Below are 19,804 nucleotides of genomic sequence, written 5' to 3' on the forward strand. Positions count from 1 at the left end.
CCCCGCCCGGCACCCACCCGGCGGGGTCTTCCATGTCGTCCACATGGACACCGTCAGGGTCGTCTACATGCCCAAGTCGAGCGTCGTCCTACACCTGCCAGCGGAAAAAGGATCATCCTTCCGACGGATGCGCCGTCAGGACGTGCTCCTGATCAGGCGACCAACTGTGAATCCACAGGACCTACGAGAAGTGCCTCGTTGGTCATGACGAGATCGCCATGCGCCGAATCGCTGAGGTCCTGCGGTCTTCCCCGCGGGAAGGCATTGGGAAGGATCAGCTGGATACGTTTGATCAGAGCCGGACACAGCCGGACACCGAGACATGATCGAAGATAAGCAAAGGCCCTGGTCATCGTTGAGATGACCAGGGCTTCCGTCTGGCGCGGCCGAGAGGACTCGAACCCCTAACCTTCTGATCCGTAGCAAGATCGGAGATGTCTACAGGCGTCCATCGATGACACGAGCCCCTGTTTGTAGGGGGCGTTCGGCCTCTGTGATTCCACAGCCGTCCATGGTCGTCCAGGGCTGTCGTCAGCAACGCCGTTAGCAAGATCACCCGTCGGGATACTCCGGGCGAGGGGGACGGACATGGGGAAGGTCCTGCCGGCGGCCCGCACCGAACTCGGCTAAGTTCCGCCGCCCCTGCGTAAGGCTCAGCTCGTAGTTCGGGCCTCCGCGGACTTCGTCGGCGTCATGGTCGTCCTGTCCATCGTCTTCCCAGAAACAAACTGGGCAGATCTCGTACCCGCCTCGCACGTTGAGAGTGAGGAAGCCGCAGCAAGGGCACGGATACGGCTTGTCTCTCTTGGGGCGATGAACGCTCACGAACTCCACCCGGACACCGTAACGTCGGTACTCGCCGGCCTAAAGGCATTCACAACTGACCACCTCATTACGAGGGAAGGGCAGGCCCCTGGTTGGTGACTCGCCGTCCTGCTCGGGCGATAGATACGGGCTGGCTGGTGGGGTGTGATCGTGTAGGAGGCTGTTGCTGGTCGTCGAGGAGGAAGGTGATCTCGCCCCGCGTCGGACCTGTCCGAAAGACCCGGGACGCCTCACGTAGCTCGAACACCATCCGGACCGCGCGTTCACGCAGTTCGGCGGAGTACTTCCTCGGGGGTGCCATAGCCCCCTCACCCTTCCAGGTATCAGGGCCTCCAACCAACCCGGGGCGCTCCATCAAAGAAGTGACCCGGCTACGCGCAAGCGGCAATATCAACGACAGGAACTAGGCCCAGTGGAAAGCATCAGCCGAACACGATCAGTCAAGCATCAACTGAAGGTTCACACGGGCTCCGTCGGTCGCTCTGTCGGTCGCACACCTCGACGACCTCGGTGCTACCTCGGTTGATACCTGGCGCTGTGGCTTCGATTGATGGTTGACATGATCAATCCGGAGTCGCGCCAGCGGTGCGACTCGCAGCATGAGCGGATGTCTAACAACGTCGCGAGGCCGACTGCGGTCAGATCGGGCACGGGCCTCGGCGTTGCTGAACGCCCGGTGGTGCCGACCGGGGCAGTCTGCCGTTTCGTGTGGCCGTTCATGTGGCGGTGGTCGCAGTCGGCGGCGCTTACGCACCCTGCCCATTCACCTCAAGAGTGACGCCTGGCTTCTCGGCCCAGAAGGCGAGCCGTCCCGCGATCTGCTCAACCCGTGCGAACGGCTCCGGGTAGGACCAGACCACGTCTTCGGCCAGACCGTCACCAGTGTCCACCGACCAGTAGACGGCATCACCCTTGAACGGGCAGTGCGACGTCGTCGTCGATGACCGGAGCAGATCCATCTTCACATCGTCTGGCGGCAGGTAGTACCGCGGTGGGCAGCCTGTCTCGGTGAGTACGAACGGCCGGGAGGAGGTCGCGACGACCGAGTCCTTGACCCGTACCACGACATGGTCCGACGCAGGCGTGACCTCGATGTCATGTCCTCGTGTCTTCACATGTCAATCCCATCAAACATCTCCGGTGACGGCCAACGCTCACCGGCAACGCGCGTCCCGGCACTGTCCGCGCCGCTGTGCGGCAGCACGAGAGGCGCGCTTCGCCGGCACGCTATGTGGCGAAGATGTCACGCGTATTACATGAGCGGACTCCGAGCCGAACGGACGCGTCCTCCACCAGACGGCCCAGCGGCATGAGCGGGTGTTCCCGTGTGAGGGAGTGCTGTGTTGCCGGTTGGCGGCTGCGACGTGTAGGACGACTCTTGTCGTCACGTCCGTACGCCTGAGGTGCCGGGAGCTGAATCATGGATGATCGTTTCAACGTGATCGTGAGCGCAGGATCGCTGAAGGTGACGGACGAGCACGCGGTGCATTTCCCTCATCGGTGGACGCCCGAGGGCGTGAGCGTCAGGGCGGACTTCACCGGAGGACATCTCCTTCACCTCGCGGCGGCGGGATGCGTCCTCAACGACCTTTACCGGGAGGCCGCCCCACTGGGAATCGAACTCCTGGGAGTGCGCGTTTCCGCAGCTGGCGGCTTCGATATCGAGAGCTGGCGGTCAACCGGGATCACCTACACCGTCGACGTCAGCTCCACTGCTTCAGCCGAGAGCATCGCCCACCTGATCGACATCGTGGACTCCGTCGCCGAGATCCCCCGCGCCATCCGACGAGGTGCCACCGTGCAGAGGATCAGCTAGCGACTATGCAGGAACACAACCAACGAGGACTTCCTCACCGCTACGGCGGCATGAACACGCGGTCGGCGGCATGAGCGGACGTAGGAGAGTCGCACGGTCTCTGTCGCGTCAACTGCCGCACGCGGCGGGCACTCAGCACCACGAGGACTAGCCACGGCACGGCGACGACGGCAGCCAACGCCTGGTAGCCAGATGCTGCGCCCATTGCGCACAGAACCAAAGAGAGAACAAGGACGCGCACATGGCGATTGACCAGCATCTCAGGGAACACGGGGCGGCGTGATGGCGAGCGGCCTGATCGGGCTCTCTACGACGACAGGCTCCAGCCCTTCCCGGCGTAGGAGGGCGCCGCTCTAAGCCCGCGCCGACTACTGGGGCCGGGGTTGGAGCCACGCCCGGACATCGGCATGAGCGGAAGTCTCTCAGGGCGACATGATGGCCAGTCCGCGCAGAGCTCGGGTTGGCCAGCCTCGTCGTGATCATGTAAAGCATCAGCAGCACCAATTCGTGAAACATCAGCTAGCTAGAAGGTCGACAGCTCGACGACCTCGGCTGTTCCAGGTGGCTGCGCGTTCGAACTGAGCCGGGCGTCGTGGTTCTGTGATGCATCAGGGGAGCTCGTTGGTGAGGGTGTCGCCTGGGTGGGGTGTGCCGATGTAGATCAAGGCGACTTCGAGTTCGCCGATGCGGCGGGGGCCCAGACCCCAGATGTCGGTAAGGCTGTGGCTCTGCCAGAGGTTGATCACGTCTTCGACGGTTCGGGGTGGGGTGAAGGGGGCGCCGTAGGCGTGGGTGAGGGTGTTGTGGGTGATGGTCGACAGGACGTGCCTGAGGCAGTCGACAGGGCAGGCTGGCGTTATGGCGTCGGTGTCGTGTGCTGTCGGGGCTGTGTGGTGGTGGCTCATCGGCGGCGGTGGGCTCTCGGGTCATCGGCGAGGTTGGGGTCTTGGGGGTCGTGGGTGGTTTTGGGTGTGGGTGACGCGGGCGGCGAGTTGTTGAGGGGTGTCCGCGGCGTACAGGGTCTTGCGGCCATGCAGGGCGATCCACTGGTGGGCGAAGGGGTCGTAGAGGAACGCCCACCGAGGAAAGCGGGTCCGCAACTCGTCTAGGGCGTTCTGTACGTCGGTCATCGACTCGGCGGGGGGAGTTCCGCGGTTCGGCCGGTGTGGTCGCCTTTGATGCCCCAGGCGGTGATGAGGGCGGCGATGAGGGGGAGGCCCCGTCCGCCCTCACAGGTGGAGGTGCGGGGGCCGAAGGTAGTGGGGCCGCCCTGGTCGGTGATTTCCAGGTAGGCGGTGCCATCGTCGCGAACCAGGATGGTGGCGGTGAAGGTGCCGCCGGGGGCGCCGGTGCGGGTGTAGGCGATCGCATTGGTGGCCAGCTCACTGGCGATCAGTTCGGCGTCGGGGTGGTCGGGTAGGTGGGTGCGGGCGAAGCGGCGGGCTTCGCGTACCTGGTCGGTGCTTCCGGGGAATGTGTGGCTCCGCGTGGCTTGGTCTTCGCTGGGGCGTTGTCGCGGGATCATGTCGGCTCACCTCACGATCATGCAGGTCAGAGGCCGGGAGGTCCTTCTGTCGGTACTTAAAATACGGGTATAGAATTCTGAGTACAAGCGACTTCGGGTACTTGCGTCGCACAATAAGTGCTGGTCCCGTAGACAAGTACCGGTCACCGCGGCCCCAGAGCGGGCCTGCGATCAAGGGAGGGTGCGCGTGTTCGGTCTAGTTGTCCGGTTCACCTGTAAGGACGAGGCGAGCGCGGAGGCGTTCGATCAGCTCGTCGCCGAGACGATCGAGAAGATCCGCGACAGGGAGCCGGGGACGCTGGTGTACGCCTCGCACCGGGTCGACGGACAGCCGCTCCAGCGGATCTTCTACGAGCTGTACCGTGACCGGGCGGCCTTCGACGCCCACGAACAGCAGCCCCACACCAAGCACTTCCTGGGCGTTCGGGGCGAGTTGCTGTCCTCGGTCGAGGTCGACTGGTTGCAGCTGCAGAGCGGTAAGGGAACAGACGCGTGAGCATTGAGTATCAACGCGCTCTCGGGCGGCGCATCGCCCAGGAGCGCAAGCGGCGCGGCCTGTCCCAGCCCGAGCTTGCCCGGTTGATCGACAGATCGGTGGCCTGGGTCTCGCAGGTGGAGCGCGGGGTCCGCAAGGTCGACCGCATGTCGGTGCTGGAGAAGCTGGCCGAAGCGCTGGACGTGCCGCTGTCGGAGCTGGCCGCCGAAGCGCCGGTGGTCGCCGCGGCCGCCGAGGAGATCCCCGGGACGGCCGGCCTTCGGCTGGTGCTGTCGGGGGCTCACTCGTTGCGGGCGATGCTGCATGCGGCGCCCGTCCCGCCCACCGAGCAGATCAAGTCCCGCGTCGATCACGCGTGGGAGTTGACGCACGCCAGCCGGTACCTGGAGCTGACCGATCTGCTGCAAGGGCTGGTCCCGGCGCTGGAGAATGCCGTTCGTTCGGCCGAGGAGGAGCAGCGGGCCGAGTTGTTCACGTTGCTGGCGGTGACCTATCAGGCATGTTCGGCCGCGTTGGCCAAGCTGGCCGAGCCCGAGGCCGCGTGGATCGCCGCGGACCGGGCGATCGTGGCGGCCGAGCGGGCGGGTGATCCGCTACTGATGGCGGCCGGGGCCTACCGGCTGGGGTTCGTGTTCCTCAAGGCACGGCACTTCGACCAGGTGGAAGAGACCGCGCGTACGGCGGCTGAGGCGTTGTGGTTCCTGGCCGAGGAGGGCAAGCCGGAGGCGATGTCGTTGTGGGGCGGGCTTACCCTGCAACGCGCCGTGGCGGCCTCCCGGCTGAACGAGGCCGACACCGCCTACGGCCACCTGGCCCGCGCGCGGGAGATCGCCGAGCGGCTGGGCGAGGGGCGCAACGACTACAACACCGAGTTCGGGCCCGCCAACGTCGCCCTATACGAGGTGACGGTGGCCGTGGAGCTGGGGGACGCCGGTCACGCGCTGCGTGTCGGGGCGGCGGTGGACACCTCGCCGCTGTCCCGCGAGCGCCGCGCCCGGCTGCATGTCGATCTGGCCCGCGCGCACGCTCAGCGTCGTCAGGTGGACGAGGCGGTGGCGGCGCTGTTGGAGGCCGAGTCCATCGCGCCCGAGCAGATCCGGAACCACCGGATCGCTCATCAGCTCGTGTCGGACCTGCTCACCATGCAGGATCCGCCGTCGTCTGACCTGCGGGAACTCGCTGATCGGGTGGGAGCGTAAGAAACAGGTCTCACGTTCGCTCATCTTTGCCCCCAGGTGGGCAACAACGCTCTCTGACGGATGGCTCCGTCTTCGAAGCCACTGCCGCTGGTGCGTCATCGTTGCTGGTCCCTCAGACCGTGCGGGGACCAGCAACGGCGCACATCAGACAGGGCGTGTGATGAGGCCATCTCACGAAAGCCGGGGCCTCGTATCAAGTCGACATACGGCTTTTTGAGCCAGTGCGTGCCCTGCGTATGAGCCCTTCGGCGGGAAAGTTGGAGTACGTCAGCACATCGACCAGGGGCCTTACAGCGCTTGAGCGGCCTTGACTGTGGAGCCGGGCACGAGCGGAGCTCGCCGTCCGGGGGTCGAAGAGGGCGGAAGCCCCCTGGGGAGAGCAGCCCTGAGCGGAGCGAAGGAGCTTTGCGAGGGCGCGACCGGCACCTCACGTCCCGGAGACATGCCAAGGGCCACTCCCGGCGATCGGGAGTGGCCCTTGGGTGTGGCGCGGCCGAGAGGACTCGAACCCCTAACCTTCTGATCCGTAGTCAATGGCAGAGCTGAGTTCAGAAGGCTTGTGCGCTGGTCGGGTGGGTGATGGAAGGTGGGGAAAATCGGCGCTGTGTGGCGATGTTGCTGTACCCGCGTGCTGTACAGCAGACCTCATCAATCCTCGAACCCGATGGCAACCCGACCCGGACCGCAGGGCCACCAGGCCCGAGGACCGGAAGCGGGGCAGCAGGCGATTCGACATCCTGTGTTAGGTGTAATGACCTGAGAGGTTAGGAACGCGGTTGGCGAGTGGTTGGCCTCCGAGTGCGGTGTGACCGCGGTGGTGATTGTAGGTGTGCAGCCACTGCGGCAGTGTTTGTCGTCGCTCGGTCTCTGTGCGGTAGGGGCGCGCATAGGCCCATTCTTCGAGCAGGGTGCGGTTGTAGCGTTCGACTTTGCCGTTGGTCTGGGGCCGGTAGAGGCGGGTGCGTTTGTGGGTGATGCCTTGGCCTGCCAGCGTGTCGCGCCATAGGTGGGAGCGGTAGCAGGAGCCCTTGTCGGTCAGGACCCGGGTCACGGTGATGCCGCAGCGGGTGAAGTAGGCGTGGGCGCGTTGCCAGAAGGCCACAGCGCTGTCTTTGCTCTCGTCGGGCATGATCTCGGTGTAGGCCAGGCGGGAGTGGTCGTCGACGGCGTTGTGCAGGTAGCCGTAGCCGAGGTTGGCGCGGGCGGGTGGGGTCGCGGTGAGCGGCGCTGTGGCGTCCGCCGATGGCCCGGCCGTGCGCGCGGTGTCCGCCGCCGTCGGGGATGTTGCCGAGCTTCTTGATGTCGACGTGGATCAGGTCGCCGGGGGCGGGGTGTTCGTAGCGGCGGATCGCTCGGCCGGTGGCGCGGTCCCCACCGGCGTAGGAAACGGACTTTGATGATGCGTCGTTCGGTGCGGGTGGGGGTGCGTCGGGGGCTGTGGTGCGGGCGGCTGGGCCGGTCGTGCATGCCGGCCGGGCCGTGCGCGCGGTAGCGGTCGGCCCAGCGTTTGGCGGTGGTGGGGGCGACCTGGAAGCGCTCGGCGGCACGGCGCAGCGGCCAGCCATCCTCGACGACACAGCGGGCCAGGCGCAGCCGTCCGAGCTCGGACAGTGGGGCGTTACGGTGGAGCATGAAGGGCTTTCTGGTTCACGGGGTAGATGTCGCTATCCATACGAACCCGGAAGCCCTTCCTTATGCCAAACCGATCAACCCCTGTTCCTAACCTCCGTGGTCAGAACAGTTAGGAGTGGGAGGCTGTTAGGGCCGCCCACGCACTCTCATCTGTTCCGACGCCTCCGATTGCCGATACGCTGCACGAGATCGGTTCGCGAATGACTCACGATTGCTCACGTCGCCATCACTTCATTACGAGATCTTCCATGATCGTCCAGGTTGGTCCGCTGGTATCCTCCGCCGATGGTCACGGCCACTATCGGCAGGCTTGGAGTCCATCCGTGTCCACCGTCGTTCGGGGCCGTCGCTAGTGCGTCGGCCACGAACGATTTCGGTTGAGGTGTGACGATCTCGCTCCTGGATAGCGACAAGGTCTCCCTTGCCAATAACCAGGAGTTGGAGATGGCCACGAGAGTCAAGGCCCGCCGTCCGGCCCCCGAGGAGGGCCGCACCCTGCAGCGCATCGTGCGACGCGGCAAACACGGCTCCATCAGGGCCCGCCGCGCGATGATCATCATGGCGTCGGCGTCGGGCAACACGATCCAGGCGATCGCCCGCCTGGTCCAGGCCGACGAGGACACCGTCCGCGGCGTGGTCCACACCTTAAACACCGACGGACTGGCCTGCCTGGACCCGCACTGGGCCGGCGGCCGGCCACGCCGGATCACCGCCGAAGACGAGACCTTCATCATCCAGACCGCCAAGACGCGACCCAAGAAGCTGGGCCGGCCCTTCACCCACTGGAGCCTGCGCAAGCTGGCCGACTACCTCAACACCCACCCCGACCGGCCCATCGTGATCGGCCGGGAACGAGTACGGCAACTGCTCCGCGCCCACCACATCTCCTTCCAGCGCACCCGCACCTGGAAGGAGAGCACCGACCCCGACGCGGATACGAAACTGGATCGGATCGAGGAGGTCGTGCGCCGCTTCCCCCAGCGGTGCTTTCGCCTTTGACCAGTTCGGGCCGCTGTCCACCCGGCCCTGCCACGGCCACTGCTGGGCCAGGCACAAGCACCCCGACCGGCTCCCGGCCACCTACCACCGCACCCACGGCATCCGCTACTTCCACGGCTGCTACAGCATCGGCGAAGATCGCCTGTGGGGCGTCACCCGGCTGCGCAAAGGCGGCGACCACACCTTGACCGCCCTGAAGAGCATCCGCGCTACCCGTCCTGACGGCGCCCCGATCTACGTCATCGCCGACAACTGGTCAGGCAACCAGACGCAGCGCATTCGCTCCTGGGTCAGCAGACACAAGGTCGAACTGTGCTTCACCCCGACCGCAGCCTCCTGGGCCAACCCGATCGAGCCACACTTCGGCCCGCTCCGCCGCTTCGTCCTGGGTAACAGCGACCCGGCCAACCACCCCGTCCTGGCCCGCGAGCTACAGGCATACCTGCGCTGGCGCGACCACCACCGGCGCGACCCCGCACTGCTGGAAGCTCAACGCAAAGAACGAGCCCGCATCCGCAGCGAACGCCAGCAACGCTGGGGCCGACCACGATCCCGAGCAGCCTGACCACCGCACCCGGCGAACCATCGTGGTCAACGCACTAGCGAGGGTAGATGAGCGAGTGCGTCGCCTCAAGCCAGTCAGCGGCGATGTCCGTCCCCGTGATCCGGCCGATCAGCGTCAGGACGGAGCTGATGCTCTCGCCCTCGTCCACGCGATCCTCGATGACGTCGTCTCCGCTGGTCTGGAAGCGCAGCCCTTCCATGAGGTGGTCGAGCGCGTGCGGATCGCTCCCGTGCACGGGGTCGGGCCAGGTGGGCTGGAAGGCGACAACCACCTCCCCGTCCTTCAGATACTTGAAATGGTCATGGCCGCCCATATCCATACTGAAGCAGAGCGCCTCCCGCCCGCCCGCTGTCAACGGCAGCAGGAAATCGTCGTCGGTCGGCCCCGGAATGATGCAGGTCCACCCTCCGGCCTCGCCCACCCAGGTGGGCCCGCCTTCCTCACTGTTGTCGAGCAATTCGTTCAGGTGGCTCGGCGTGCTGGTGACGAGGTCCAGGGAGAAGGCCTCGGCGACGGCGTCGCGATCCATTCCTTTGACCCAGAGGGCGCTGAATCCCAGCGTCCAGAGGTCCATCTCGTCATCGAGTCCCTCGGTGAAGATGGTCGAGACCAGGAGATCGTGCAGGTGCGTCGGCGACTGCATGCTCACCTTCCGATGGTGGAGGAGCCGGGAGAGGGCGAGGCCCTCTCCCGGCTATGACGTTATGACGGTGGTGCGCCGTTGCGGATTCTGACCCAGAAGGCATTGGACGGCCAGTTGCCCGCGCCGCCTTCGAGCTGGCCAGAGGTGAAGACGCGGTAGCGGGCGTAGAAGGCCGCCAGGTCGCGTCCTGCGGCTTGGTTGTGGTCGGTGCTCACCTGACGAAGTGAGGCGTTGAAGGTGGGCGTCCAGACGTTGTTGATGAGCTGGCCTTCGACACCGATCGCCTGGTTGGTTGAGGCGAACGGATACTCGTCGCACTGCTTGCCCGGGCCGGCCCCGGGGAGGTTCGGGCAGTACCAGGTCATCTGCGTGCGGTTCTTCGAGTTGAGGAGAGGGCCGTCGGGTGCGCGCCCGTTTCTCGCCCGCCTGGTCAGGGGCGGTCTGGGTATCACGTCATAGTTGCCGGGGAAGCTCTTGGTGATCGGATTGCCGTTCCGGTCCAGCTTCGGATCGGTCGCCTGCGGGTTTTGGAAGGCGTCCCTGATGTGCCTCGCCACCTCACTGCGGAACGGGTCGTCCGCGTACATGGTGTAGACGCGGTCCGCACCCAGAATTCGGCACCCGCCGGAGTAGCCGATCCAGTGGTCTGGGACTGTGTCGACCTGGCGGGCGAGGAACTATGGATCTCTCATCAGCTCAACCGGGTCCGCGGCCAACTGCTTCACCGGGGAACAACGAAGACGGAGGACTCGACCGCGTCGCTGCCGCTGCTGGGTCTGTGCATCTCGGCGCTGCGCCATCGGCAGCGAGTCCAGGATGACGCGCGTAAGCGGGCGGGGGACCGATGGCAGGAGTCCGACCTCGTCTTCACGACCCGCAACGGCACTCCGATCGAGCCGCGCAACTTCAACCGGGCCTTCGAGGCGCACTGCCGAAAGGCCAGCGTCCCGCGTATCCGCGTCCACGACACCCGGCACACCTGCGCCTCACTCCTGGCCGCCCTAGACGTCCACCCCCGAGTAGCGATGCGCATCCTGCGTCACTCGCAGATCTCGATGACCATGGATGTCTACACCCAGATTCCCTCGCCCAAGACCCGCAAGGCGCTTGACCGACTCAATCAGAGCCTCGACGGTCCAGGCGGAGCATAGCTCATCGCCCGCCGCCTTAAAGGCCCTTTGGGATCACCCTGAAGGGCCTTATTCACATGCAAGGGCATTTACCCATAGCCAAACAGATATGTCAAACTAACCCATCACGGCAATTTCGCTGCTCGTTAACCGTGATTTAAAAGAGTAGGGCTCCGGCGAGCTGCCAAGTTCACCTTCACGCCGAACGCAATGGAGGGCGAATGGCACACCCTGTGAGTTGCGAGCGCGCCAAGCGGCATCACTGCCGATGCTCCGACTGCGGCGGGGCACAGCACGGCTGGCCCTACGGCATCACCTTGGCCCGCGATCCATCCCCTACAGGTCGCCAGGAGGCGAGAAAGCGCAGCGACTCCGCATGGGCAGCCACCCAGCCAGCCAAGGGCCGACGAGGGCCGTCCAAGCCCAGACAGGCGGCCGCCGCTGATAGCGCCACCGTCGATCTCATCGACTGGCTGTCCGAGAACCCAAGCACCATTGAACACATCCAGGAAGCGGGCGACCTCCTCACTGGCCCCGTCATCGCAGAACTGGATAAGCGGTTCGGCGGCAGCAAGCCTCGGGAAATCAGAAGAAGTCTCACTAATCATTTCTGGTGCGACCTCCTCGTCGCCCTGGCAGAGGGCATCGAGAAGTTCTCTGAAGCGATGGACCAGGTACCGGACCACGTGACGGCGGCCATCATCAAGTCTCGCAAGGTCGAGGGTCGCAGCCCCCTTCTCAGAGCACTCGTGACTCTTGCCGTACGGACAGCGTGGGAGCCAATCAAGAGCATGATCCACATCAGTGGGATCGAGGAACTGCAACGAACCTGCCAGATCCTTGCCGTCCTCATCTGCCCAGCCCCTGAAAACCACGCAGCGGTGCAAAACGGCGCGCTCCTCCCACTGGCGAAGGAAGGGCTGTTGGAGATCAGCAGAGAGCGACTGGAGCAGGTCTTCCCTGCCGAATGGGTTCGCCGCCTCCGGAACGACCTCGGCGGCGCCTGAACGACCTGCCGGCCTCGGGAGCCCTGGGTGGGCGTCACCAGCTCCATGAAGCTCAGAACTTCGACACGCGATGACCGCAGACGATCGTCTGCGTGCGGCCACGTTGCTGTACTTCGCTGCTGTACGCATAGCAAAGGGCCACCTCCGATGATCGGAAGTGGCCCTTGAGCTGCGGCGCGGCCGAGAGGACTCGAACCCCTAACCTTCTGATCCGTAGTCAGATGCTCTATCCATTGAGCTACGGCCGCCTGCTTGCTTGCCTCGACAAGCATAGCGGGTCTTGGGCAGTGCGCTGTACCGGATTACAGAGCGGGGTGGGTTGCGTGGCGGGCGGGCAGGGGCGGGGCAGGGGCGGCGGCCGGGGTCAGGGGGTGGCGGGCACTACGCGGATTTCGAAGTCCATGCCGCTGACCACCTGGCCGGCTCTGATCTTGCGGGTCTTGCGGAGTTCGACCTCGCCGTCCACCAGGACGTCGCCCTCGGCGATCAGGTGCTTGGCTTCGCCGCCGCTTTCGGTGATGGAGCAGTACTTCAGCAGGTCGCAGAGAGGGATGTACTCGTCGCGGAGCTGGAAGGTCTCCTCCAGGAAGGTTTCGTCCACGAGGCCAGCATAGGCAGATGGTTAGGAAGAGTCGGACCCGTCGCCGCTTTCCAACAGCCTCCCTCCAGCGGCTACCGTCCAGCAGGCCACCTCCTCCAGCGGCTTCTTCTCGGGCACCCTTCTGGGGACTTCGCAGGTGGGACTATTCGGGTGGGTGGTACTGATGGGGACATAGGGTGTTCAAAGTTTCTCGATTCCGGGCGTGGCGGGGGCGGGGGCGGCAATGAACCTCGGCAACGTTTCCGCACGTGGCGAGTAGTTCCGGATCGAGGCATGAACCAGCCATCCCTGTACGGCGTTGCCGGGCTTTCGACGCAGATCGTCGTGGGCGTCGGGTTGGCGTTGCTCGGCGTCGTGGTGATCGTGGGGGCGCTGCTGGCCAGGCGGCGGCACAGGGCGGTCGCCGCGGACGAGCACGCGCAGCACGTCACCCAGCTCAGACGGCTACTGCTGAGGACGCAGTATGACTACCCGCGTCCGACTCTGTCCGATCTGGTGCATGCTTCCCGGCATGAGGGCCTGACGATACGGCTGCATGTTGCCGGAACCCCCATGGAACTTCCTGATCCGGTTGATCTAGCGGGTATGCGGATCATCCAGGAGGCGCTGACCAATGTATTCGCGCATGGGGAGGCGCACGCCACCGTCATGCTCACGTATCGTCCGGATCGGCTGGTCGTCACCGTGGACAATCCCCTGAAGGGGCGGATTCCGGGCTCACGGGGTCGGCAGGAGGGGTTGGAGACGATGCGGCGCCGGGCGGGCAAGCTGGGCGGGTCGGTGTCGGCCGGGCTGTATCAGGGGGGTTGGCGAGTATACGCCGAGCTTCCCTTCCGAGCGTAGGCTCAGCGCCAATTCCACTCCCCCGAGCGTAGAGTCACACTTTCCCTGTTGGCCCGTAGACCGTAAGGCCACGGATCCGTTCGGGTGCTCGGTCTGTCCGCGAGTGGCGGGGCGGTCCGGGTGCTCGGTCTGCGCGGAAGTGGCCCTCCGGGCATCCGGCCACCAGACCATTCGGCCACCCGGCCTGGGGCCTGGTCGGGCCGTGGTTCGCAGGCGATATTTCACGACGCGCGCTGGTCTGTGGTCTTCTTCGGGAACAGCGTGTAGGACAAGGGCCATAGAACCGCGATCGCCGGGACGCGGGCCAGGCTGAGCATGAAGTCCGTGAGCGCGGCCGTGCGCGTGGCGTCGCCGATGATCCAGATCGCGAGGCCCAGCAGGCCGCAGGCGATGCCGTACGCAAGGACGATGCGCAGCCAAACGCCCCATTCGTACCGGGCCCTGGCCATTCCGCCCGCAGGTGGCTTCCAGGGCGGCGGGCCGCCGGACAGCCGGTGGGCGGCGACCTGGTCGGCCCAGCGGATCGTGCGGTGGCCGAACACGATCGAGTACGCGAGGTACGCCGCGGCGAGCCCGTGCGTCCACGCCGCCGTGCCGCCGCCGCGCAGGTCGATCACCGTGGCCGCGAGCAGGACCAGGTCGACGAGCGGGACGCACAGCAGGAGGACGCCGCCGAGGCGCCGGCGGCGCAGCTTGTAGCGTGCCAGCAGGCCGAGGCCGAGCAGCACCCAGAACCCGATCTCACATCCGATGATGACGGCTACGATCACCCTTCCAGCCTGGACGTGGCGGAGGCGGCCGTCGTCGTCGGCGATGATGAACCGGACTACACCGTTGTATGTACGAGCAGGTCATGACGGGGACGGTGTCGCGGGGAGTTCGGACATGGTGCGATGAAGAGCATGAATCCGGTCCGGCAGGACGCCTTGATGGCGGGCGTCGTGTTCGCCGGCGGCCTCGCCCTGCTGGCCAGCGACGCGTACATCCACCGGGGCCGGCCCGCGGCGTTGCTCGTCATCCCGCTTGCGGTGGTGTGCCTCGGGGTGGTCCTGCGGCGGCGCCGGCCGGTGGTGACGCTGGCGCTCGGCGTGGCGGCGATCGTGGGTGATCTCGCCCTGGGCCCATCCTTGGGCACTATCCTGATATTTACGGACAATTTGTACGCCGCCTCCCTGTACGGCCCGCGTCGCCTGGCCACGTGGCTCCTGGGGATCACGTCCGTCCTCGCCGTCGTCGTGGGCGCCATAGCCGGATTCGTCGCCAGAAACTGGGCCGCCCTGGCGATCGGCGGCGTCCAGGCCGGGCTGGTGCTGACGACGCCGGTCGTCACGGCGCTGATCATCCGGCAGCACCGCGACCAGGTGATCGCCGAGCGCGCACGCGCGGAACAGGTCGCTCGGCTGGCCGAGTTGGACCGCCAGGCGGCCGTGACCACCGAGCGCGCCCGCATGGCCCGCGAGCTGCACGACATCATCGCCAACCACTTCAGCGCCGTCGCGATCCAGTCGGCGGCGGTCATCTCGCGGCAGGACCTCGACGCGGCGTCCGTCCGGAAGGTGCTGGAGTCGATCAGGGAGAACAGCGTGCGCGGAATGGCCGAAATGCGCACGATGATCGGCCTGCTGCGGGCGGAAGCCGAGGACGAGGAGCCCGAGGCGACCCGCCATCGCCTGAAGGACGCGCCCGACCTGGTCGCGCGGTCGCGCCGCGCGGGGATGGACATCGATCTGGCGGTGTCCGGTACGCCCCGTGACCTCCCGCCGTCCATCGAGCTGGCGGGCTACCGCATCCTCCAAGAATCCCTGACGAACGCCCTCAAACACGGCGCCGGACGGGCGGACGTGACCGTCCGGTACACATCCGACGAGGTGGTGCTGACGGTCGAGAACCCGTGCGGGGCGGATTCGGCCGGTCTGCCCGGTTCCGGTGCCGGGCTGGTGGGCATGGCCGAGCGGGCGGCCCTCGTCGGCGGCACGTTCACCGCCGGCCCGCGCGAGCGGGAGCCGGGCCACTCCCCCAGCACCGCGCGGATCTGGCGCGTCGTGGCGACCCTGGCCGCGGAGTCACAGCCGTTCGAGGCCAAGCTGATCTCGGCCGAGGAGGGCAGATGATCAAGGTCCTGGTCGCGGACGATCACGCCTCGGTGCGGGCGGGCGTGGTGCTGATCCTCGAAGGTCAGCCCGACATCGAGGTGGTCGGCGAGGCGTCGGACGGGGAGGCGGCGGTCCGGGCGGCCGTGGAGCTGCGTCCGGACGTCGTCCTCATGGACATCCGCATGCCCCGGCTCGACGGCATCTCGGCCACGCGCGAGCTGGCCGGTATCACGGACGTGCTCATCCTGACCACGTTCGACCTGGACGAGTACGTGTTCGGCGCCCTGCGCGCGGGCGCCGCCGGGTTCCTGCTCAAGAACACCGACGCCGACCAGCTCATTAACGCCGTGCGGGTGGTCGCGCGCGGTGACGGGCTGATCTCCCCGTCGGTGACCCGGCGCCTGATCAGGGCCTTCGCCCGGACCGGTGAACCCGAGGCGCACGACCTCGGCGTCCTGACGCCGCGCGAGCGCGAGGTGCTGGCCTGCGTGACGCGGGGCATGTCGAACGCGGAGATCGCGCGTGCCCTCGACATGAGCGAGGCGACCGCGAAGACGCACGTCAGCCGCATGCTGGGCAAGCTCGGGCTCCGCAGCCGGGTCCAGGCGGCGATCTTGTACGCCGGTATGTAGACCGGACCGCTGTGCCTATGGCCGCGCCTCCGGCATGGCGGTTCGAGGCGCCCCGGAAGCCTCGAACTGGATCAGTCGACGACGATGAGGGAGAGGGTCTCGGCCACGCAGGCGGGCCTTTTCGCGCCCTCCACCTCAATGGTGATCTTGAAGGTGGCGAGCGTGCCGGACGGTGTCCCCTTCACGTCGAGGACCTCCGCGCCCGCGCGGACCTTCGCGCCCACGGGGACCGGCGCCGGGAACCGTACCTTGTTGAGCCCGTAGTTGATCACCATCTTGGGTCCGTCGACCCGGAAGATCTGCCTCGTGAACGAGGGGATCAGCGCCAGGCTCAGGTGCCCGTGGGCGATGGGCCCGCCGAACGGCCCGCTCGCGGCGCGTTCGAGGTCGACGTGGATCCACTGGTGGTCGTCGGTGGCGTCGGCGAACAGGTTCACCTGCTCCTGGGTGACCTCGCGCCACTCGGTGTATCCCAAGTGCTCGCCTTTGGCCGCTTTCAGCTCGCTCAGGTCTGCGAAGATCCGCATAGGAGAAGATTATTCGGTACGGCCGCGATCCGCGCACCCCTGCGACAGCGGATCAGCCCCTGCGTACGACCGGTCAGCCCCCGCCTACGATCGGCCAGCGCCGGTGTACGACCGCTCGGCCCCCGCGCACCGGTCAGTCCCCGGCGTACGACCAGGCGGCGTACCGCACGACGTCGATCCTGATCACCGGCCCCTCGGGGACGCGCTCGGCGTACTGCGGATACTTCGCGATCAGCGGCTCCAGCACCGGGAGACGTTCCTCGTCGCGTTCCAGGACCGCCGCCAGGCCGTCGGCGCGCACCCACCACAGGCGCGTCCAGTCGTCCTCGTAGTGGTCCACGAGAACGGACACCTGTGGGTTCGCCCGGATATTCCGGATACGCCGGAGCTCGCTGGTCTTCTTCGGCTTGTGGTCGACGGCGGTCACGATGCGCTCGCCGTCGAACGCGAACGTGATGGGGACCAGATGCGGAGTCCGGTCATCGCCGACGGTCGCCAGCCTCGCCACGCGCGCGCCGCGCATCTTCTCGCGCGCACGCCCGTCGGCACCGCCGCCCGCCGTGGGTTCGCCTCGTCTGGCCACCCGCGTATCCAAGCACGTCACGACCGGCGGGGACGGGAGGTGGCTCAGGTGTCGGGCTGACGGGGAAAGACATGGTCACCGGGGTGGTCCAGGGGCAGGACGCAACGACGGCCGGTGTCGGCTTCGGCGCAGCGCATGGCCTCGTCCCGCCGGGGTAGCGGCGGCGATTCGGAAGGGGGGTGCTCCATGGGGTGCTGCCTGTTCTCCAGGGTGAGCGCCTGGACCGAGAGACGAAATCACACGGGGCCGTCGGACATTCCTCTCTTCGAAGCCCCTGGACGATCAACCTTAAACCCACTCGAACCCGGACGAAATCCCGCGCTCCGCCGGGCTGCTGGAAAGGGTGTCTCCCATCCCGGCATCCGTCAAGGTCCGCGACACTCGCTCCCCACCTGACATAGGGGCGCGGCGGCGGGAACGATCGTGAAGAGCGGACGGCGTCATGGCGCCGGCTACACAGCCACATGAGATGAGGCCATCAGGATGGAACCGACAGTCCGGGCACTGCTGTTCGACCTCGACGGCACACTGATCGACCACGACACGGCCGCGTCGCTCGCCCTGGCCGAAACACTGGCGACCACCCCCGACGTCCCGTCCGACCTGGACCGGGATCACGCCGCCCGCCGGTGGAAGGAGCTGGAGCGGCACGCCATGGACCGCTACGCCGCCGGGGAGATCACCTTCCTCGGGCAGCGGCGCCTGCGCATCGTCTCGCTCGCCGCCGAACTACGCCTCGGCGCGTGGGACGACACGCGGGCCGATGCCTGGTTCGCCACATATCTGCGTCACTACGAGGCCGCGTGGCGGCTCTTCCCCGACGTACGCCCGGTGCTCGACGTCCTGATCGAGCGGCATCCGCGTGTGCGGCTCGGCGTGCTGACCAACGGGGACTCCCAGCAGCAGCGCCACAAGCTGCGCGAAATCGGCCTCGCCGACGACCTGCCCGCCGTGATCATCTCCAGCGAGGTGGGAGCGGCCAAACCCAGCCCCGAGATCTTCGAGCGGGCCGCCGACCTGCTCGGCCTCCGTCCCGGCCACATCGCCTACGTCGGCGACCGCCTACGGACGGACGCGCTGGCCGCCGAGCAAGCCGGAATGCACGGCATCTGGCTGAACCGCCACGGCGGACCGGCGCCGTCCTCGGTTTCCGTCATCCAGACGCTGCACGACGTCCCCGCGCTGCTCACCAGCCTCAACAGAACATGACGTCTCCCGCGGCGTTCTCAAGAGTCGTGGACGACCGCGGGCTCGCCGCCCTTCCTCGGACCATGGGCGATCATCCACAGGATCCACGCCTGGAACAGGCCGGCGGCGAAGAACAGGAGAAGGGCGACGTCCGCACCGAGCACCTCCAAGGGAAGTTGCAGCAACACGAGGGATATGGGCGCCGTCACAAGAAAAAGCAGAACGGCCTCAAGGCCCTGACTTCCCGGCTGGCGAATCCCGATCTCGACGTAGACGGTCACGCCGACGACGAGCAGCGCGTACGGGACGGCGATCGCCAGCGCCAGGCGCCACCGCCGGTATCGGGAGACGTAGCCCGTGACAGCTCGGGTGATCCGCATGCTTCGAAGTCTTCCTCGTGTCACCCGCACCGCCATGAGCGCACGTACTCAAATGCCCTGGGTACACGGGTACGTGCCGGTGGACCGTCAGAGCGACACCACAGGTTCGTACGTCTCCTGGAGAACCTCGCCGTCGATCGGATAGAACTCCCCCTTCACGCCTCTGATCACCCATTGGCCGGTCTTGATGCCCACCCACGTCGAGTGCAGGACGTCCAGCACCTCGGCGGTGACGTCCGTGTCGCCGCCATGGGCCCCGGCGACCACCGTGCGGAAGCGAAAGCCGGCGAAGGAGACCAGCTCAGCCACATTGTCGCCGCGCCACTGAACGGCCTCGACCTCGACAGGACGCTTGCGAAACCTGTGAACGCCCACCGGTCATCCCTCCTCACCAATCAGTTCATGGTGCACGACGACCACACCGACACGGCAGACCAGTGTTCCGTGCGGGAGGCGACCGGAAACGGAAAGACCCTCCCCGTCGGAAGGCGGAACGCGGAACGGTCAACGGGGAAGGCCCTTCGGCGCGGGCCGGAAGGTCAGTCCTGCGGCTCGTCCCTGGACGACGTCACCTTCTTGCAGTTCGTGCCCGATATCGAGAAGGGCGCGTCCGTCCCGACGCGGTCCACCTTGCCGCAGGTGTAGACGCTCCAGTCCCGGCTGAAGAAGACCTGGCCTGGGTTGCCCAGGGCGTTCTCCCGGCACTGGGTTCCCGCGATGTCGGTGCCGACCTCCCAGGGGCCGTTGCGACAGGCGTACTGGGATGACGACGGCACGACCTCGGCGTACGCCCTGGGGGCGAGGCCGCCCAGGGCGACGGTGATGGTGGCCGCGAGCAGAGCGGCGCGGCGGCGGGTGAGCGTGGACACGAAAGCTCCTGGGGGTAGATCGAATTCGCGATCGTCGCTTTAAGTCATATGAACACTACTTTACGTGAGCGACACTTTCCGGCGCGGCTCATCGCCTGGACGGGACGGCCGACGGTCAGGGGGTGCCGCGCGTCCGGCGTACGGAGATCAGCTGACCGGGGTTCCGGCGCGAACCGGGTCCGGGGTGGCCTTGTCCGGGGGCGGCTGCGCTCGGGGGCCGCTGGGGCCGGGGGCGGCCAGGTCTGTGGGCT

At 66.7% G+C, this 19,804-nt stretch carries 23 protein-coding genes, 1 tRNA gene and 2 pseudogenes; 10 read left to right on the forward strand and 16 right to left on the reverse strand.

Annotation, left to right across the window (positions count from 1 at the left end):
• Positions 1 to 552 precede the first annotated feature (552 nt).
• Both AB0H21_RS38095 and AB0H21_RS38100 read right to left on the reverse strand, forming a co-directional pair.
• A complete protein-coding gene (locus AB0H21_RS38095; RefSeq protein WP_358526515.1) occupies positions 553 to 834 on the reverse strand; it encodes a CPCC family cysteine-rich protein in 282 nt (93 codons plus the stop codon).
• 737 nt (positions 835 to 1,571) lie between these two features.
• Complete coding sequence (locus tag AB0H21_RS38100) at positions 1,572 to 1,940, reverse strand: DUF427 domain-containing protein (RefSeq protein ID WP_358526517.1); 369 nt, start codon at positions 1,938 to 1,940, stop codon at positions 1,572 to 1,574.
• A gap of 305 nt (positions 1,941 to 2,245) precedes the next feature.
• Here AB0H21_RS38100 and AB0H21_RS38105 point away from each other — a divergent pair, with 305 nt between their 5' ends.
• The gene (locus AB0H21_RS38105; RefSeq protein ID WP_358526518.1) at positions 2,246 to 2,641 is read left to right on the forward strand and encodes an OsmC family protein; all 396 of its coding nucleotides are present in this window, start codon (positions 2,246 to 2,248) and stop codon (positions 2,639 to 2,641) included.
• 608 nt (positions 2,642 to 3,249) lie between these two features.
• On the opposite strand, the gene AB0H21_RS38110 is transcribed toward AB0H21_RS38105, so the two are convergent.
• Genes AB0H21_RS38110 through AB0H21_RS38120 form a run of 3 tightly spaced genes read right to left on the reverse strand, consistent with a single transcriptional unit; the run spans position 3,250 to position 4,166 of the window.
• Positions 3,250 to 3,546, reverse strand: a complete 297-nt coding sequence (locus AB0H21_RS38110; protein ID WP_358526520.1) for a hypothetical protein — start codon at positions 3,544 to 3,546, stop codon at positions 3,250 to 3,252.
• Between the two features lie 21 nt (positions 3,547 to 3,567).
• Positions 3,568 to 3,771 (reverse strand): hypothetical protein, encoded by a 204-nt coding sequence (locus AB0H21_RS38115; RefSeq protein ID WP_358526521.1) that lies wholly within the window; start codon positions 3,769 to 3,771, stop codon positions 3,568 to 3,570.
• Positions 3,768 to 4,166: an ATP-binding protein gene (locus AB0H21_RS38120; protein WP_358526523.1), complete on the reverse strand. Its 399-nt coding sequence runs from the start codon at positions 4,164 to 4,166 to the stop codon at positions 3,768 to 3,770. Before AB0H21_RS38120 ends, AB0H21_RS38115 begins: the two co-directional genes overlap by 4 nt.
• 187 nt (positions 4,167 to 4,353) lie before the next feature.
• Between AB0H21_RS38120 and AB0H21_RS38125 the strand changes: the two genes are divergently transcribed.
• Positions 4,354 to 4,662, forward strand: coding sequence for an antibiotic biosynthesis monooxygenase (locus tag AB0H21_RS38125; RefSeq protein ID WP_358526525.1), 309 nt, complete (start codon positions 4,354 to 4,356; stop codon positions 4,660 to 4,662).
• Positions 4,659 to 5,861, forward strand: coding sequence for a helix-turn-helix transcriptional regulator (locus tag AB0H21_RS38130; protein WP_358526526.1), 1,203 nt, complete (start codon positions 4,659 to 4,661; stop codon positions 5,859 to 5,861). Before AB0H21_RS38125 ends, AB0H21_RS38130 begins: the two co-directional genes overlap by 4 nt.
• Before the next feature lie 742 nt (positions 5,862 to 6,603).
• On the opposite strand, the pseudogene AB0H21_RS38135 reads toward AB0H21_RS38130, so the two are convergent.
• Positions 6,604 to 7,493, reverse strand: a pseudogene (locus AB0H21_RS38135) (IS481 family transposase).
• Positions 7,494 to 7,937: 444 nt separating this feature from the next.
• Between AB0H21_RS38135 and AB0H21_RS38140 the strand changes: the two are divergent.
• Positions 7,938 to 9,057 (forward strand): annotated as a pseudogene (locus AB0H21_RS38140) (IS630 family transposase).
• Positions 9,058 to 9,091: 34 nt separating this feature from the next.
• Here the strand turns inward: AB0H21_RS38140 and AB0H21_RS38145 are convergent.
• Positions 9,092 to 9,700 carry a DUF6461 domain-containing protein gene (locus AB0H21_RS38145; protein ID WP_350923684.1) on the reverse strand — a complete coding sequence of 203 codons (609 nt, stop codon included), beginning with the start codon at positions 9,698 to 9,700 and terminating at the stop codon, positions 9,092 to 9,094.
• Between the two features lie 59 nt (positions 9,701 to 9,759).
• Positions 9,760 to 10,287, reverse strand: coding sequence for a hypothetical protein (locus AB0H21_RS38150; protein ID WP_358526528.1), 528 nt, complete (start codon positions 10,285 to 10,287; stop codon positions 9,760 to 9,762).
• A gap of 54 nt (positions 10,288 to 10,341) precedes the next feature.
• On the opposite strand from AB0H21_RS38150, the gene AB0H21_RS38155 reads away from it, so the two are divergent.
• Positions 10,342 to 10,851 (forward strand): site-specific integrase, encoded by a 510-nt coding sequence (locus tag AB0H21_RS38155; RefSeq protein WP_358526530.1) that lies wholly within the window; start codon positions 10,342 to 10,344, stop codon positions 10,849 to 10,851.
• Between the two features lie 200 nt (positions 10,852 to 11,051).
• Positions 11,052 to 11,837 carry a hypothetical protein gene (locus AB0H21_RS38160; protein WP_358526531.1) on the forward strand — a complete coding sequence of 262 codons (786 nt, stop codon included), beginning with the start codon at positions 11,052 to 11,054 and terminating at the stop codon, positions 11,835 to 11,837.
• 175 nt (positions 11,838 to 12,012) lie between these two features.
• On the opposite strand, the gene AB0H21_RS38165 is transcribed toward AB0H21_RS38160, so the two are convergent.
• Both AB0H21_RS38165 and AB0H21_RS38170 read right to left on the reverse strand, forming a co-directional pair.
• Positions 12,013 to 12,085, reverse strand: a tRNA-Arg gene (locus AB0H21_RS38165).
• 116 nt (positions 12,086 to 12,201) lie between these two features.
• Complete coding sequence (locus AB0H21_RS38170) at positions 12,202 to 12,438, reverse strand: RNA-binding S4 domain-containing protein (protein WP_358526532.1); 237 nt, start codon at positions 12,436 to 12,438, stop codon at positions 12,202 to 12,204.
• A gap of 273 nt (positions 12,439 to 12,711) precedes the next feature.
• On the opposite strand from AB0H21_RS38170, the gene AB0H21_RS38175 reads away from it, so the two are divergent.
• Positions 12,712 to 13,281 carry a hypothetical protein gene (locus tag AB0H21_RS38175; protein WP_358526534.1) on the forward strand — a complete coding sequence of 190 codons (570 nt, stop codon included), beginning with the start codon at positions 12,712 to 12,714 and terminating at the stop codon, positions 13,279 to 13,281.
• A 221-nt stretch (positions 13,282 to 13,502) separates the two neighbouring features.
• On the opposite strand, the gene AB0H21_RS38180 is transcribed toward AB0H21_RS38175, so the two are convergent.
• Positions 13,503 to 14,051 carry a hypothetical protein gene (locus AB0H21_RS38180; protein WP_358526536.1) on the reverse strand — a complete coding sequence of 183 codons (549 nt, stop codon included), beginning with the start codon at positions 14,049 to 14,051 and terminating at the stop codon, positions 13,503 to 13,505.
• Between the two features lie 123 nt (positions 14,052 to 14,174).
• Here AB0H21_RS38180 and AB0H21_RS38185 point away from each other — a divergent pair, with 123 nt between their 5' ends.
• Entirely contained in the window at positions 14,175 to 15,392 is a 1,218-nt protein-coding gene (locus AB0H21_RS38185) for a histidine kinase (protein ID WP_358526538.1), read from the forward strand.
• Positions 15,389 to 16,006, forward strand: a complete 618-nt coding sequence (locus AB0H21_RS38190) for a response regulator transcription factor (RefSeq protein ID WP_358526540.1) — start codon at positions 15,389 to 15,391, stop codon at positions 16,004 to 16,006. Before AB0H21_RS38185 ends, AB0H21_RS38190 begins: the two co-directional genes overlap by 4 nt.
• A gap of 71 nt (positions 16,007 to 16,077) precedes the next feature.
• Here the strand turns inward: AB0H21_RS38190 and AB0H21_RS38195 are convergent, their stop codons facing one another.
• The gene (locus AB0H21_RS38195; RefSeq protein ID WP_358526542.1) at positions 16,078 to 16,533 is read right to left on the reverse strand and encodes a MaoC family dehydratase; all 456 of its coding nucleotides are present in this window, start codon (positions 16,531 to 16,533) and stop codon (positions 16,078 to 16,080) included.
• 133 nt (positions 16,534 to 16,666) lie between these two features.
• Entirely contained in the window at positions 16,667 to 17,116 is a 450-nt protein-coding gene (locus AB0H21_RS38200; protein ID WP_358526544.1) for a TIGR03668 family PPOX class F420-dependent oxidoreductase, read from the reverse strand.
• A 483-nt stretch (positions 17,117 to 17,599) separates the two neighbouring features.
• On the opposite strand from AB0H21_RS38200, the gene AB0H21_RS38205 reads away from it, so the two are divergent.
• The gene (locus AB0H21_RS38205; protein WP_358526546.1) at positions 17,600 to 18,325 is read left to right on the forward strand and encodes an HAD family hydrolase; all 726 of its coding nucleotides are present in this window, start codon (positions 17,600 to 17,602) and stop codon (positions 18,323 to 18,325) included.
• 17 nt (positions 18,326 to 18,342) lie between these two features.
• Here the strand turns inward: AB0H21_RS38205 and AB0H21_RS38210 are convergent, their stop codons facing one another.
• The 3 genes from AB0H21_RS38210 to AB0H21_RS38220 all read right to left on the reverse strand — a co-directional run bounded on the left by AB0H21_RS38210 (position 18,343) and on the right by AB0H21_RS38220 (position 19,553).
• Positions 18,343 to 18,684 carry a hypothetical protein gene (locus AB0H21_RS38210; RefSeq protein WP_358526548.1) on the reverse strand — a complete coding sequence of 114 codons (342 nt, stop codon included), beginning with the start codon at positions 18,682 to 18,684 and terminating at the stop codon, positions 18,343 to 18,345.
• A gap of 87 nt (positions 18,685 to 18,771) precedes the next feature.
• A complete protein-coding gene (locus tag AB0H21_RS38215) occupies positions 18,772 to 19,059 on the reverse strand; it encodes a hypothetical protein (RefSeq protein ID WP_358526550.1) in 288 nt (95 codons plus the stop codon).
• 164 nt (positions 19,060 to 19,223) lie between these two features.
• Entirely contained in the window at positions 19,224 to 19,553 is a 330-nt protein-coding gene (locus AB0H21_RS38220) for a hypothetical protein (protein WP_358526552.1), read from the reverse strand.
• Positions 19,554 to 19,804 lie beyond the last annotated feature (251 nt).

Source organism: Sphaerisporangium sp. NPDC051011 (assembly GCF_040653595.1).
GTDB lineage: Bacteria > Actinomycetota > Actinomycetes > Streptosporangiales > Streptosporangiaceae > Sphaerisporangium.

What these genes read in the sequence shown, in the direction of transcription:
- AB0H21_RS38185 (WP_358526538.1), top strand. Translation starts at nt 14,175, where the DNA reads ATGAAGAGCATGAATCCGGTCCGGCAGGACGCCTTGATGGCGGGCGTC.
- AB0H21_RS38110 (WP_358526520.1), bottom strand. Translation starts at nt 3,546, where the DNA reads ATGAGCCACCACCACACAGCCCCGACAGCACACGACACCGACGCCATA.
- AB0H21_RS38205 (WP_358526546.1), top strand. Translation starts at nt 17,600, where the DNA reads ATGGAACCGACAGTCCGGGCACTGCTGTTCGACCTCGACGGCACACTG.
- AB0H21_RS38210 (WP_358526548.1), bottom strand. Translation starts at nt 18,684, where the DNA reads ATGCGGATCACCCGAGCTGTCACGGGCTACGTCTCCCGATACCGGCGG.
- AB0H21_RS38105 (WP_358526518.1), top strand. Translation starts at nt 2,246, where the DNA reads ATGGATGATCGTTTCAACGTGATCGTGAGCGCAGGATCGCTGAAGGTG.
- AB0H21_RS38145 (WP_350923684.1), bottom strand. Translation starts at nt 9,700, where the DNA reads ATGCAGTCGCCGACGCACCTGCACGATCTCCTGGTCTCGACCATCTTC.
- AB0H21_RS38120 (WP_358526523.1), bottom strand. Translation starts at nt 4,166, where the DNA reads ATGATCCCGCGACAACGCCCCAGCGAAGACCAAGCCACGCGGAGCCAC.
- AB0H21_RS38115 (WP_358526521.1), bottom strand. Translation starts at nt 3,771, where the DNA reads ATGACCGACGTACAGAACGCCCTAGACGAGTTGCGGACCCGCTTTCCT.
- AB0H21_RS38195 (WP_358526542.1), bottom strand. Translation starts at nt 16,533, where the DNA reads ATGCGGATCTTCGCAGACCTGAGCGAGCTGAAAGCGGCCAAAGGCGAG.
- AB0H21_RS38150 (WP_358526528.1), bottom strand. Translation starts at nt 10,287, where the DNA reads ATGTACGCGGACGACCCGTTCCGCAGTGAGGTGGCGAGGCACATCAGG.
- AB0H21_RS38190 (WP_358526540.1), top strand. Translation starts at nt 15,389, where the DNA reads ATGATCAAGGTCCTGGTCGCGGACGATCACGCCTCGGTGCGGGCGGGC.
- AB0H21_RS38175 (WP_358526534.1), top strand. Translation starts at nt 12,712, where the DNA reads ATGAACCAGCCATCCCTGTACGGCGTTGCCGGGCTTTCGACGCAGATC.
- AB0H21_RS38160 (WP_358526531.1), top strand. Translation starts at nt 11,052, where the DNA reads ATGGCACACCCTGTGAGTTGCGAGCGCGCCAAGCGGCATCACTGCCGA.